This is a genomic window from Burkholderia mayonis (assembly GCF_001523745.2).
Taxonomy (GTDB): domain Bacteria; phylum Pseudomonadota; class Gammaproteobacteria; order Burkholderiales; family Burkholderiaceae; genus Burkholderia; species Burkholderia mayonis.
The window spans coordinates 1460109-1471794 of the sequence record NZ_CP013386.1 but is presented as its reverse complement, the minus strand read 5'-3'; the positions used below and the strand labels follow the sequence as shown (position 1 = coordinate 1471794).

The following is an 11686-nucleotide window of genomic DNA, read 5'->3' as shown; positions in this document are numbered from 1 at the left end:
GACCATATCAGGGAGAATTCACCCGTCGCGCGCATGGTTGCGCCATGCCTGCCCAGGGTGCGCGGCGTCTCGCGACGTCGCTGACATTGAAGCGCGCCGGTCCCTGCCCGGCGCGCCTATTTTTTTCTCGCGTACGCATCGCAGCCGTTCGTCCGGCCGCGCGCGGCACGCTATCGATAAACGATCACGGGAATCTTCGTATGGGTCAGCACGCGCTGCGTCTCGCTGCCGATCAACAGGCTGCCGAGCCCGCGCCTGCCGTGCGACGCCATGAAGATCACGTCGCAGCCGCCCCGCTCGGCGGCCTCGATGATGCCGAGATACGGCGAAGGATGCACGCTCGTGGACGACTCGCATGCGACGCCCGCGCGCCGCGCGGCCGCCTCGACCTCGGCCAAGTGTGTGCGCGCCTCGCGCTCGCTTCGCTCGCGAAAATCGGCGGGCGGCTCGATCACGACTTCGGAAAACGGCGAGTACGGATATTGCGGCAGGCACGCGTAGGCCGTCACGCGCGCGCCGACCGCCTGCGCGAGATCGATCGCGCCGTCGATCGCTTTCTTCGACAGCTCGGACCCGTCAGTCGGAACCAGGATGTGCTTGAACATGGCGACCTCCGTCGGCAACTGCGGCGCGTCCGGATGCGGGCGTACCCGCGACGGGCGGCCGATGCCGGGCTGCCCGCCAGGACGCTGTGTGATTCGATTGTAGTGCGCGAAATCGCGCCGCCGCACGCGCTAGAGGGTTCGCCCTCATATCGGAAACGCGCGCCATCGCACACTGGCTCCATGCCTGCCGATGCGGCGCGCGCGGCCGCCTCGCACGCTGCGGCGGCGTCAGGCCCAGTAGCCGGGCTGTTCGTACGTGTGCTTCAGGAAATCGAGAAAGAGCCGGACCCTGAGCGGCAAGTGCCGGCGCTGCGGGAACACAGCGTGAATGCCGACCGGCGGCGCGGCGAATGCATCGAGCACGCTGACGAGCCGGCTCGCCGCGATGTCGGCGCCGACCTCCCACCACGAGCGCCACGCGAGCCCGTGTCCGTCGAGGCACCATTCGTGCAGCACCGCGCCGTCCGAGCATTCCATCGTGCCCGACACGCGGATCGGCACGATTTTGCCGTCGTCGACGAACGCCCAGCCGCGCTGCTGGTTCGCGTTCGCCGCGAGCGCGAGGCAATTGTGGCGCGCGAGATCGGCGAGCGTCTCGGGCGTGCCCGCGCGCGCGAGATAGGCGGGCGACGCGACGCACACGCGCCGGTTTTCGCCGAGCTTGAGCGACACGAGCGACGAGTCGGGCAGCTCGCCCAGGCGCACCGCGCAGTCGAAACCCTCGTTGACGAGATCGACCATCCGGTCGGACAGATCGAGCGTGACCGACACGTCCGGATGCGCGTCGGTAAACGCCGGCACGAGCGGCGCGACGTGGCGCCGGCCGAAGCCCGCGGGCGCCGACACGCGCAAGTGCCCGCTCGCCTTCACACCGCCCGCCGACACGCTCGCCTCGGCGTTCTGCATGTCGTTGATGATCCGCTGGCAATCCTCGAGGAACGCCGAGCCTTCGAACGTCAGCGTGAGCTTTCGGGTCGTACGCACGAGAAGCTTCACGCCGAGCCGCTCCTCGAGCGCGTCGAGCCGACGGCCGATGATCGCGGGCGCGACCCCTTCCGCGTGGGCGGCCGCCGACAGGCTGCCTTTTGCGGCGACCGCAGCGAACGTTTCGATTTGTTTGAAGCGATCCATCCCGTGTGCGGGCAGCACGAGCCGCCTGCCCCGTTGAACATGAAAGCACTCCAGATTAGATATCGAAAAGTAAAAGATCAAGTGATGATTACTGTCTTTTTTAGTTCGGGCGATCACTAATAGAATCGATTTCGACCTCTGACCGTGGAGCACAACGTCATGCCCGGCACCCTGCCCGCCTTCCCGAAGGCGATCCTCTTCGACGCGTACGGCACGCTGTTCGACGTGCACGCGGTCGTTGCCGCGGCGGAGCAGATGTTTCCCGGCCGAGGCGAGTCGCTGTCGCAGCTCTGGCGGCGCAAGCAGATCGAATATTCGCAGTTACGCACGCTCGCCGATCCGGCCGGCGCGCGCTATCGGCCGTTCTGGGACGTGACGCTCGACGCGCTGCGCTTCGCCGCGCGCGCGCTCGGCCTCGCGCTGTCCGCCGCCGCCGAGAAGCGGCTGATGGACGAATACGCATGCCTGTCGACCTACCCGGACACGGTGCCGACGCTGCGCACGCTGCGCGCGCGCAAGACGCCGCCGAAGCTCGCGATCCTGTCGAACGGCAATCCGCAGATGCTCGACATCGCGGTCAAGAGCGCCGGGATGAACGGCCTCTTCGATCGCGTGCTGTCCGTCGACGCGGTCCGCGCGTACAAGCCGTCGCCCGCCGCATACGCGCTCGGCGCGGCCGCGTTCGACGCGGCGCCCGCCGACATCGTGTTCGTGTCGTCGAACGGCTGGGACGTCGCGGGCGCCGGCTGGTTCGGCTACCGGACATTCTGGCTGAACCGAACGGGCGCACCGTTCGAGGAACTCGGCGCGCTGCCTGCGGGCACGGGCGCCGGCATGGCCGACCTGCTCGCATTTCTCGATTCGCCGCCCGCAGCGAAGCTTGCCGGCCGCGCGCGCCCGGCTCCGGGCGCCTGACGCGACGCGCCGCCCGTTTTCACCGTAACTGCACCACTGACGTAACTGACCGACCAAGGAGAAACTGATGACCACGACGCTGAAGCTGCCGCAAGGCATGGCGATCACGGGCGAGATCAAGCCCGGTTACGAAGCGATTCTCACGCCCGAGGCGCTCGAACTCGTCGCGAAGCTGCATCGCCAGTTCGAGCCGCGCCGTCGCGAGCTGCTGGCCGCGCGTGCCGAGCGCACGAAGCGCCTCGACGCCGGCGAGCGCCCCGATTTCCTCGCCGAGACGAAATCGATCCGCGAAGGCGACTGGAAGGTCGCGCCGCTGCCCGCCGACCTGCAATGCCGCCGCGTCGAGATCACGGGCCCGGTCGAGCGCAAGATGATCATCAACGCGCTGAACTCGGGTGCGGACTCGTACATGACGGACTTCGAGGATTCGAACGCGCCGAGCTGGACGAACCAGATCGATGGCCAGATCAACCTGCGCGACGCGGTGCGCCGCACGATCTCGCTCGAGCAAAACGGCAAGTCGTACAGGCTCAACGACAAGATCGCGACGCTGATCGTGCGCCCGCGCGGCTGGCACCTCGACGAGAAGCACGTGACGGTCGACGGCGAACGCGTGTCAGGCGGCGTCTTCGACTTCACCCTCTTCCTGTTCCACAACGCGAAGGAACAGCTCGCGCGCGGCTCGGGCCCGTACTTCTATCTGCCGAAGATGGAGAGCCACCTGGAGGCGCGCCTCTGGAACGACATCTTCGTCGCCGCGCAGGAAGCGGTCGGCATCCCGCGCGGCACGATCCGCGCGACCGTGCTGATCGAGACGATCCTCGCCGCGTTCGAGATGGACGAGATCCTCTACGAACTGCGCGAGCACAGCTCGGGCCTGAACGCCGGCCGTTGGGACTACATCTTCTCGGCGATCAAGAAGTTCAAGAACGACCGTGAGTTCTGCCTCGCCGATCGCGCGAAGATCACGATGACGGTGCCGTTCATGCGCGCGTACGCGCTCTTGCTGCTGAAGACCTGCCACAAGCGCAACGCGCCCGCGATCGGCGGGATGAGCGCGCTGATCCCGATCAAGAACGATCCGGAAGCGAACGACAAGGCGATGGCGGGCGTGCGCGCGGACAAGGCGCGCGACGCCGGCGACGGCTACGACGGCGGCTGGGTCGCGCACCCGGGCCTCGTGTCGCTCGCGATGGAAGAGTTCGTCAAGGTGCTCGGCGACAAGCCGAACCAGATCGCCAAGCAGCGCGACGACGTGCAGATCGAAGGCGGGAACCTGCTCGACTTCCAGCCGGAAGCGCCGATCACCGAAGCCGGCCTGCGCAACAACATCAACGTCGGCATCCACTACCTCGGCTCGTGGCTCGCGGGCAACGGCTGCGTGCCGATCCACAACCTGATGGAAGACGCGGCGACGGCCGAGATCTCGCGCTCGCAGGTCTGGCAGTGGATCCGCTCGCCGAAGGGCGTGCTGGACGACGGCCGCAAGGTCACGGCCGAGCTCGTGCGCGAATACGCGAAGGTCGAGCTCGATAACGTGAAGAACGTGGTCGGCGGCGACACGGCGCCTTACGACCGCGCTGCTGTGATCTTCGAGCAGATGTCGACGTCGGAGAACTTCACCGAGTTCCTGACGCTGCCGCTCTACGAAGAGATCTGAGCGGACGGAGCGGCGCGCACAGGCGTGATGCGCCGCCGCTGCTTTTGCGCGCATTGATCGCTCCGGCGGCGCGTACGGGCCGCTGAAGCCGTAAAAGCAAAAGGCGCCGGCGAAGCGTAATGCCGTTCAGTTGAGATCAAAAAGGCCGCTCCGATTGATACCGGAGCGGCCTTTTTCCATGGTTCTGCAAGGCTAGGCCACTGCGAACCAGGCTTAACTGAACGGCATTAGCCCCCGAGGCGCCTTTTGTCGTGGGTCGTTAGCTGAAAGCGCCTTGCCGCCGGAGCATTCGCTCGGCGTTTCGGCATCATCAGGCATCATGCATTGGCGCTCGCCGTTCGTCCTTCCTCTTTCGATACCGACCGTCGGCGGTCGAGCATGGGCAGCCGGCTTTCGCATGCGGCGCCGCTCGCCCCGCCCGCCGCGTCACGCGACACGCGCGCGGCGATGCTGCACCCAGTCGCCCGACTCGATCCGCGGCTTGTCCGCGACCGAATGCGCGGCGACCGGATAGTACAGGCACTCGTACCGGCGCCCGCCGAGCTCGACCGACGCCTGCTGCTGCACGAACAGGCCCTCGACGCCCGGATAGACCTCCTCGATCTCGTCGAGCACCGACACGAGCGCTTCGTCGATCGCATAGATGTCGCCCCAGACGAGATCGCGGCCACTCTCGGCGACCATCCCCGGATAGTTGCCGAAGTCGTACAGCCGCCCCGACACCGCCACGGCGCCGATCAGCATCGGCGCCGCGATGCCGTGCCTCGCCGCCGCGCGGCCGATATCGTTGATCTCGCCCGCCCTCAGGGTCCCGTAGCAAAATACGTAGCGCATCGCATTTCCTTCCTTGTTTCAGTCGTGCCGTCGAGCCGGCACGCCGCCGCGTCACTCGAGCAGCGCGTCGTCGCTGACGAGGACGCCGTCGGCGTCCGCGTAGATCCAGTCGCCCGGCACGATGCGCGTGCCGCGCAAGTCGACGGGCACGTCGCTCATCCCGCCGCCGCGCTTGTCGCTTTTGCGCGGATGCGCGGCGAGCGCGAGCACGCCGACCCGGCACTCGGCGAGTTCGTCCGAGTCGCGCACGCAGCCGTTTACGACGATGCCGGCCCATCCGTTCTTTTCGGCGAGCGCGCCGAGGTTGCCGCCGACGAGCGCGCAGCGCAGGCTGCCGCCGCCGTCGACGACGAGCACGCGCCCCGCGCCGTCCTGCTCGAGCGCCGCGCGCACGAGCGTGTTGTCCTCGAACAGCTTGAGCGTCGCGGCGGGCCCCGCGAAGCGCCGCACGCCGCCGAACACGCGGAACGCGGGCTCGAGCACGCGCAGCGTGCCGGCCGCGAGGCGGCCCTCGTTCGCGTCGCAAAGATCGGTGGTGGCGAACATCATGTCGAAGTCTCCTGGAGGGTTCGTGTGGTGTCGATTCGGCATTATCGGCGAAGAAAAATCCCGCTGCGGCGGATAGAAGGCTCGCCCTACAATAGCCGGACGCACCGCCCGCCCCCCGTCTTCGATCATCAATGAGCTCGTCCGTTCCCCTTTTTGCGCAGCCGCCCGCCGCCACGATCGATGTCCCGTCCGAATTCGCGCCGACGCCCTCGCATCCGATGCGCGTGCGCGCCCGCTCGATCGCGGCCGGCATGCGCGTGCCGCAGCACTCGCATGCGTGGGCGCAACTCGCGTACGCGTCGCGCGGCGTGCTGCGCCTCGCGACGGCCGGCTCGTCGTGGACGGTGCCGCCGTCGCGCGCGATCTGGGTGCCGCCGCGGATTCCACATGAAGTCGTGATCGTCGAGGACGCCTATCTGCGCACGCTGTACGTCGACGAATCGGCGGTGCCGGACGGGCTCGACGCGTGCCGGGTCGTCGAGGTGTCGGGGCTGTTGCGCGAGCTGATCGTCGCGCTCGAGGCGCGCCCGCTCAATCGTGTGCGCGAGCGACTCCTCGCCGCGCTCGTGCTCGACGAGCTCACGCGCGCCGAGCCGTTGCCTCTCGCGGTGCCGATGCCGACCGAAAAGCGGCTGCGCGCGCTATGCGAAGCGGTGCTCGCGCATCCGGCGCAAGGCGAGTCGCTCGAGCACTGGGCGGCTGGCGTCGGCGCGAGCACCCGGACGATCGCGCGGCTTTTCAAGCAGGAGCTCGGCGTGAGTTTTTCGCAATGGCGTCAGCAGGCCCTTCTCGCGCGCGCGATTCCGCTCCTGAATCAGGGGCGGCCGCTGTCGCACATCGCTCGCGAGCTCGGCTATCAGAGCCAGAGCGCCTTCTCCGCGATGTTCCGGCGCGCATTCGGCGCGAGTCCGCGTGCGTTCATTCAGCGCGGCGACATGCATGCGGCGACGGAAATTGCATCGGCCGACGACGGGGATGCCGGACCGCTGCTGTAACGGCAGCCGACGGTCGATTCGGCCGCCGGGACGTCGCGCGCGAATCCGGCTGCGGGCGACGCGATTGAACGAAAGCGATGCGATTGATCGATCCCGTTCTCCGGCTGCAGCCGACACGACCAATCGAACGCGACGCAATTGATCGAACCGGTTCGCTCGGCAAGCCGTGACGGTTTCGCGCGCTCGTTCGGACTGCGAGACGTTTCGACGCTTCGCACGGCGCGACGTCGGAACCACCATCGACTGCGCGTCGGCGAACCCATTGCGCGCGTCGCGCTCGATCACGCGCAGACAAACCGGCCGGCCGCCTCGCTTCGCCTGCTTCGTCGGCATTGCTCCGGCGCCCGCCGCGGTCCTGCCGCACACAAGACATCACGACGACACGCGTCGCACCATATGCCGGATCGAGCCGAACTGCGCGAGACGCGGCCCTGCGAGCCGGTATCCCATCCGCAGATAGAGACGCGCGGCCGGATTGTCGACGAACACGCGCAGTTGCGTCTCTCGCAATCCGCGCGCCTTCGCGAAACGGTGCGATGTCTCGAGCAGATACGTGCCCGCGCCGCGCTGCCGGTATTCCGGCGCGATCTGCACGTCGCGAATGTGCAGCGAATCGCCCTCTTCGGTCATCCTCAATAGGCCGATCGGCGTACCGTCGAGTTCGAGAATGAAATTCTCCGAGTCGCGCCAGCTCGCGAAAAAGAGATCCGCACGCCACTTGAGACCATGACGCTGGTAGTACGCATTCATGTTGCCGTGCGTAAGCGCTTCCGCGAATTCGAAGTCGCCCGGCTCGGCGGGGCGCAGCAGATAGACGAGAGGAGCGGCGGTTGAATCGGACATGTCGTGTTCGCAAAACCTGCGTCACCGCCACGATAGCGCAGCCGGCGTGCGTTGCAATGCCAATTTGCACGCATGCGGCGGCAACCCGCCGGAAATGGCGACGAAACATGCCGAGAAAAACAAAAAGCCCGTTCAGGCATGCCTGAACGGGCTTCGATTTGGCGGAGCGGACGGGACTCGAACCCGCGACCCCCGGCGTGACAGGCCGGTATTCTAACCGACTGAACTACCGCTCCAGTCTTGCTGCATGCCCGGCAGGCGTCGGTTACTTCCTGCCGGCGCGTCGTTTCGACGATTCGTGCGAACGACACCTTGTCCTGGCGTCCCCTAGGGGATTCGAACCCCTGTACTCACCGTGAAAGGGTGATGTCCTAGGCCTCTAGACGAAGGGGACAACGTACTGCTTACACCTTTAACGAAAAAGCCCGTTCACATGCAGCCTGAACGGGCTTTCGATCTGGCGGAGCGGACGGGACTCGAACCCGCGACCCCCGGCGTGACAGGCCGGTATTCTAACCGACTGAACTACCGCTCCACTTCCTGCACCCTGATCGACAAGCGTCGGTTACGCTCCTGCCGACCTGCTTCGCTTCTACCGAAACGCCGCTGATGTTTGGCGTCCCCTAGGGGATTCGAACCCCTGTACTCACCGTGAAAGGGTGATGTCCTAGGCCTCTAGACGAAGGGGACAAAATCTCTTCAGACTTGTCTTGCCGTTTTGCTCTCATCGTTAATTTTCATCAACAACAGAGAACGAAATTCTAACTTCTTTCATTCCGTTTGTGAAGCATTTTTTCTGTCACTCAATGCTCCGCAAACTTCATTCGCTCTGCGTTCAACTGGTGGAGGTAAGCGGGATCGAACCGCTGACCTCTTGCATGCCATGCAAGCGCTCTCCCAGCTGAGCTATACCCCCGTGTCTCGTTGACTGCTGAACAACAGAGAAGCGAGATTGTAGAGACGGTTTCGAGGTTTGTAAATACCCCATTTGCGATTCGAGCCAGATTTTTTGCGAAGCCGCGTGTTCGGCATGACGCGCCATTCGAACGACGCGGCTTCGCGATCGAGGTGACGCGCTTACGCGAGCGCCGCCTCGAGGCGCGACACGACGACGTCGCGGCCGAACAGCCACAGCACCGCGTCGATCGACGGCGTGTGCGTCGTGCCCGCGACCAGCAGGCGTACCGGCATCGCGAGCTGCGGCATCTTCAGCTTGTGGGCGCCGAGCGTCGCCTTCAGTGCGGCCGCGACCGCCTCTTTCGTCCACTCGGCCGTCTTTAGCGCGGCCGCGAATTCGGCGAGCGCCGGGCGCACCGCGTCGGTGACGTGCTGCGCGAGCGCGTCGGCGTCGGGCGCGGGCGTCCGATAGAACATCGCCGAGGTTTCCGCGACCTCCTTCACCGTCGACGCACGGTCCTTCATCAGCCCGATGACGCCAAGCAGATCCGGGCCCTTGGCGATGGCGTCGGCGTCGATGCCGAGCGCCGCGAAGAACGGCTTCGCCAGCTCGGCCAGGCGCGCGCCGTCCGCTTCCTTGATGTAGTGGTTGTTGAGCCAGTTCAGCTTGTTGTGATCGTACTGCGCGGGCGACTTGCCGAGATGCTCGAGATCGAACCATTCGACGAACTGCTCGCGCGTGAAGATCTCCGCGTCGCCGTGCGACCAGCCGAGGCGCGCGAGATAGTTGAGCACCGCTTCCGGCAGGTAGCCTGCGTCGCGGTAGCCCATCACGCTCATCGCGCCGTGGCGCTTGCTCATCTTCTCGCCCTGCTCGTTGAGCACGGTCGGCAGGTGCGCGTACATCGGCACTTCGCCGCCGAGCGCGCGCAGGATGTTGATCTGACGCGGCGTGTTGTTCACGTGGTCGTCGCCGCGGATCACGTGCGTGATGTTCATGTCGAGATCGTCGACGACGACGCAGAAGTTATAGGTCGGCGTGCCGTCGGGGCGCGCGATGACGAGATCGTCGAGTTCCTCGTTCGAGATCTCGACGCGCCCCTTCACCGCGTCGTCCCATGCGACCGAGCCCGTCAGCGGATTGCGGAAGCGCAGCACGGGCTTCACGCCGGCGGGCGGCTCCGGCAGCACCTTGCCCGGCTCGGGACGCCACGTGCCGTCGTAGCGCGGCTTCTCGCCCGCCGCACGCTGGCGCTCGCGCAGCGCGTCGAGCTCATCCGTCGACATGTAGCACGGATAGACGAGCCCGCGCTCCTGCATCTGGGCGAGCACTTCGCGATAGCGGTCCATCCGCTGCATCTGGTAGTACGGGCCTTCGTCGTAATCGAGGCCGAGCCACGCCATTCCTTCGAGGATCGCGTCGACCGACGCCTCGGTCGAGCGCTCGACGTCGGTGTCCTCGATCCGCAGCACGAACGTGCCCTTCATCTTGCGAGCGAAGGCCCACGGATAAAGCGCGGATCGGATGTTGCCCAAATGGATGAAGCCCGTGGGGCTCGGCGCGAAACGGGTACGTACAGGACGGGTCATAAACGATAGCTCGAACGCCTCAAGCGGCGCATCAATTGAAACGACGCGGCAACGGCGCACGCCGCACGGTAGAGCCGGGGGCGCACGCGACCGGAACGGAAAGAGCACGAATTATACTCGCCGCGCGGCGGTTCCTCGTCGCGCGGCGCACGGCTTGCGCGGCGGCCTGCGGCGGCGCTCCGCCTTCCGACCCCGATCTTCGCGTCTTCGCGTCTTCGCGTCTTCGCGTCTTCGCGTCTTCGCGTCTTCGCGTCTTCGCGTCTTCGCGTCTTCGCGTCTTCGCGTCTTCGCGTCTTCGCGTCTTCGCGTCTTCGCGTCTTCGCGTCTTCGCGTCTTCGCGTCTTCGCGTCTTCGCTCGGCGATTCGCGCCGCGTTGCGGCACGTGCGCACGGCGGCCCACACACGACTGCCCTCATTCAGACGGCCTCGCAGCCGCACCCGGGCTCGGCACGGATATCTTCCCGGACGCCTGTCCGAATCGCCCACTGTCCATGCAGCCAACGATCGCGCAATCACACGGCGGGAGCTTTCGCGCGCACGTCGCCAGTTGCTTTATGATGTGCGCGCCGCGGTCGCCATGCCGGCGCCGCGCACGGCCCGCCCACGACCATCGGCGCGGCCGCCGGAATTTCGCCGCGCGGCGCACCCATCGAGGACGCGCGCGGTTCGTCGCTGGAGATCGAGTCGATGTCGCCCCCCCGCCTGTCCCGCCGCACGTTCACGCTCGCCTGCGCATCGGCCGTCCTCGCCGCCTGCACGTCGACCGGCACCAAGCCGACGACGTCGGGCGCCGTCACGCCTCCCGCGAACCCGCCGCAGCCGCGCGAAAAGCCGATCCGGATCGGCATCGCGCTCGGCGGCGGCGCGGCGCGCGGCTTCGCGCACGTCGGCGTGCTGAAGGCGCTCGAGGCGCGCGGAATTCCGGTCGAGCTCGTTGCCGGCACGAGCGCGGGCTCGGTCGTCGGCGCGCTGTACGCATCGGGCATGAACGCGCTGCAGATCAACAAGCTCGCGCTCGCAATGGACGAAGCGTCGATCAGCGACTGGGCGACGCCGTTCCGCTCGCGCGGCCTGCTGCAGGGCATCGCATTGCAGAACTTCATCAACAAGACGCTCAACAATCGGCCGATCGAGAAGATGACGAAGCCGCTCGGCATCGTCGCGACCGACCTGAAGAGCGGTCAGCCGATTCTGTTCCAGCGCGGCAACACGGGGCTCGCGGTGCGTGCATCGTGCAGCGTGCCGTCGGTGTTCGAGCCGGTGCGAATCGGCGATCGCGAGTACGTCGACGGCGGGCTCGTGAGCCCCGTACCTGCGTCGTTCGCGCGCAAGATGGGCGCCGACTTCGTGATCGCGGTCGACATCTCCGCGCGCCCGGAAGGCGGCACGACACAGAACCCGATCGAGATGCTGCTGCAGACATTCACGATCATGGGGCAGACGATCAAGACCTACGAGCTCGACAAGTACGCCGACGTCGTGATCCGCCCGAACCTCGCCGCGATGGGCGGCAGCGACTTCAATCAGCGCAACGTGGCGATCCTTGCGGGCGAGGAAGCGGTCGCGCGGATCATGCCTGAGCTGCAGCACAAGCTCGCCGCCGCGCGCGCGACGGCTGCGGCCGCCTAGGCCCGCACGCGCCACAACGCGCGCCAGCACGAGCGCGC

Annotated in this window: 9 protein-coding genes, 5 tRNA genes and 1 pseudogene; 4 read left to right on the top strand and 11 right to left on the bottom strand. The window is 66.7% G+C overall.

Annotated elements, in window-relative coordinates; all coding sequences use genetic code 11:
- Nucleotides 1–170: 170 nt before the first annotated feature.
- Both WS70_RS07355 and WS70_RS07350 read right to left on the bottom strand, forming a co-directional pair.
- Nucleotides 171–605 (bottom strand): universal stress protein, encoded by a 435-nt coding sequence (locus WS70_RS07355; RefSeq protein WP_059469382.1) that lies wholly within the window; start codon nucleotides 603–605, stop codon nucleotides 171–173.
- A 228-nt stretch (nucleotides 606–833) separates the two neighbouring features.
- Nucleotides 834–1736, bottom strand: coding sequence for a LysR family transcriptional regulator (locus WS70_RS07350; protein WP_059469380.1), 903 nt, complete (start codon nucleotides 1734–1736; stop codon nucleotides 834–836).
- Between the two features lie 138 nt (nucleotides 1737–1874).
- Between WS70_RS07350 and WS70_RS07345 the strand changes: the two genes are divergently transcribed.
- The gene (locus WS70_RS07345) at nucleotides 1875–2651 is read left to right on the top strand and encodes a haloacid dehalogenase type II (protein WP_203235998.1); all 777 of its coding nucleotides are present in this window, start codon (nucleotides 1875–1877) and stop codon (nucleotides 2649–2651) included.
- A gap of 67 nt (nucleotides 2652–2718) precedes the next feature.
- Nucleotides 2719–4311 carry a malate synthase A gene (gene aceB / locus WS70_RS07340; protein ID WP_059596526.1) on the top strand — a complete coding sequence of 531 codons (1593 nt, stop codon included), beginning with the start codon at nucleotides 2719–2721 and terminating at the stop codon, nucleotides 4309–4311.
- Between the two features lie 426 nt (nucleotides 4312–4737).
- Here the strand turns inward: aceB and WS70_RS07335 are convergent, their stop codons facing one another.
- On the bottom strand, nucleotides 4738–5145 hold the full coding sequence (locus tag WS70_RS07335; RefSeq protein WP_059469378.1) for a gamma-glutamylcyclotransferase family protein: 408 nt from the start codon (nucleotides 5143–5145) through the stop codon (nucleotides 4738–4740).
- Between the two features lie 51 nt (nucleotides 5146–5196).
- Complete coding sequence (gene rraA / locus WS70_RS07330) at nucleotides 5197–5694, bottom strand: ribonuclease E activity regulator RraA (protein ID WP_059469377.1); 498 nt, start codon at nucleotides 5692–5694, stop codon at nucleotides 5197–5199.
- Between the two features lie 131 nt (nucleotides 5695–5825).
- Here rraA and WS70_RS07325 point away from each other — a divergent pair, with 131 nt between their 5' ends.
- Nucleotides 5826–6689 carry an AraC family transcriptional regulator gene (locus WS70_RS07325; RefSeq protein WP_059469376.1) on the top strand — a complete coding sequence of 288 codons (864 nt, stop codon included), beginning with the start codon at nucleotides 5826–5828 and terminating at the stop codon, nucleotides 6687–6689.
- 372 nt (nucleotides 6690–7061) lie between these two features.
- Here WS70_RS07325 and WS70_RS07315 read toward each other — a convergent pair whose 3' ends face one another.
- The 7 genes from WS70_RS07315 to gltX form a co-directional block, all read right to left on the bottom strand.
- On the bottom strand, nucleotides 7062–7532 hold the full coding sequence (locus WS70_RS07315) for a GNAT family N-acetyltransferase (RefSeq protein ID WP_059469374.1): 471 nt from the start codon (nucleotides 7530–7532) through the stop codon (nucleotides 7062–7064).
- A 159-nt stretch (nucleotides 7533–7691) separates the two neighbouring features.
- Nucleotides 7692–7768: transfer RNA gene (locus tag WS70_RS07310), tRNA-Asp, on the bottom strand.
- A gap of 82 nt (nucleotides 7769–7850) precedes the next feature.
- Nucleotides 7851–7926: transfer RNA gene (locus WS70_RS07305), tRNA-Glu, on the bottom strand.
- Between the two features lie 64 nt (nucleotides 7927–7990).
- Nucleotides 7991–8067: transfer RNA gene (locus tag WS70_RS07300), tRNA-Asp, on the bottom strand.
- A 79-nt stretch (nucleotides 8068–8146) separates the two neighbouring features.
- Nucleotides 8147–8222, bottom strand: a tRNA-Glu gene (locus WS70_RS07295).
- A 150-nt stretch (nucleotides 8223–8372) separates the two neighbouring features.
- Nucleotides 8373–8448: transfer RNA gene (locus tag WS70_RS07290), tRNA-Ala, on the bottom strand.
- 161 nt (nucleotides 8449–8609) lie between these two features.
- Nucleotides 8610–10019 (bottom strand): glutamate--tRNA ligase, encoded by a 1410-nt coding sequence (gene gltX / locus WS70_RS07285; RefSeq protein ID WP_059473119.1) that lies wholly within the window; start codon nucleotides 10017–10019, stop codon nucleotides 8610–8612.
- Nucleotides 10020–10566: 547 nt separating this feature from the next.
- Here gltX and WS70_RS07275 point away from each other — a divergent pair.
- Nucleotides 10567–11648 (top strand): annotated as a pseudogene (locus WS70_RS07275) (patatin-like phospholipase family protein).
- The last annotated feature ends 38 nt before the right edge of the window (nucleotides 11649–11686 follow it).

Coding starts and splice junctions, on each gene's coding strand:
- aceB (WP_059596526.1), top strand. CDS start 2,719: ATGACCACGACGCTGAAGCTGCCGCAAGGCATGGCGATCACGGGCGAG.
- WS70_RS07355 (WP_059469382.1), bottom strand. CDS start 605: ATGTTCAAGCACATCCTGGTTCCGACTGACGGGTCCGAGCTGTCGAAG.
- WS70_RS07325 (WP_059469376.1), top strand. CDS start 5,826: ATGAGCTCGTCCGTTCCCCTTTTTGCGCAGCCGCCCGCCGCCACGATC.
- gltX (WP_059473119.1), bottom strand. CDS start 10,019: ATGACCCGTCCTGTACGTACCCGTTTCGCGCCGAGCCCCACGGGCTTC.
- WS70_RS07315 (WP_059469374.1), bottom strand. CDS start 7,532: ATGTCCGATTCAACCGCCGCTCCTCTCGTCTATCTGCTGCGCCCCGCC.
- WS70_RS07335 (WP_059469378.1), bottom strand. CDS start 5,145: ATGCGCTACGTATTTTGCTACGGGACCCTGAGGGCGGGCGAGATCAAC.
- WS70_RS07350 (WP_059469380.1), bottom strand. CDS start 1,736: ATGGATCGCTTCAAACAAATCGAAACGTTCGCTGCGGTCGCCGCAAAA.
- rraA (WP_059469377.1), bottom strand. CDS start 5,694: ATGATGTTCGCCACCACCGATCTTTGCGACGCGAACGAGGGCCGCCTC.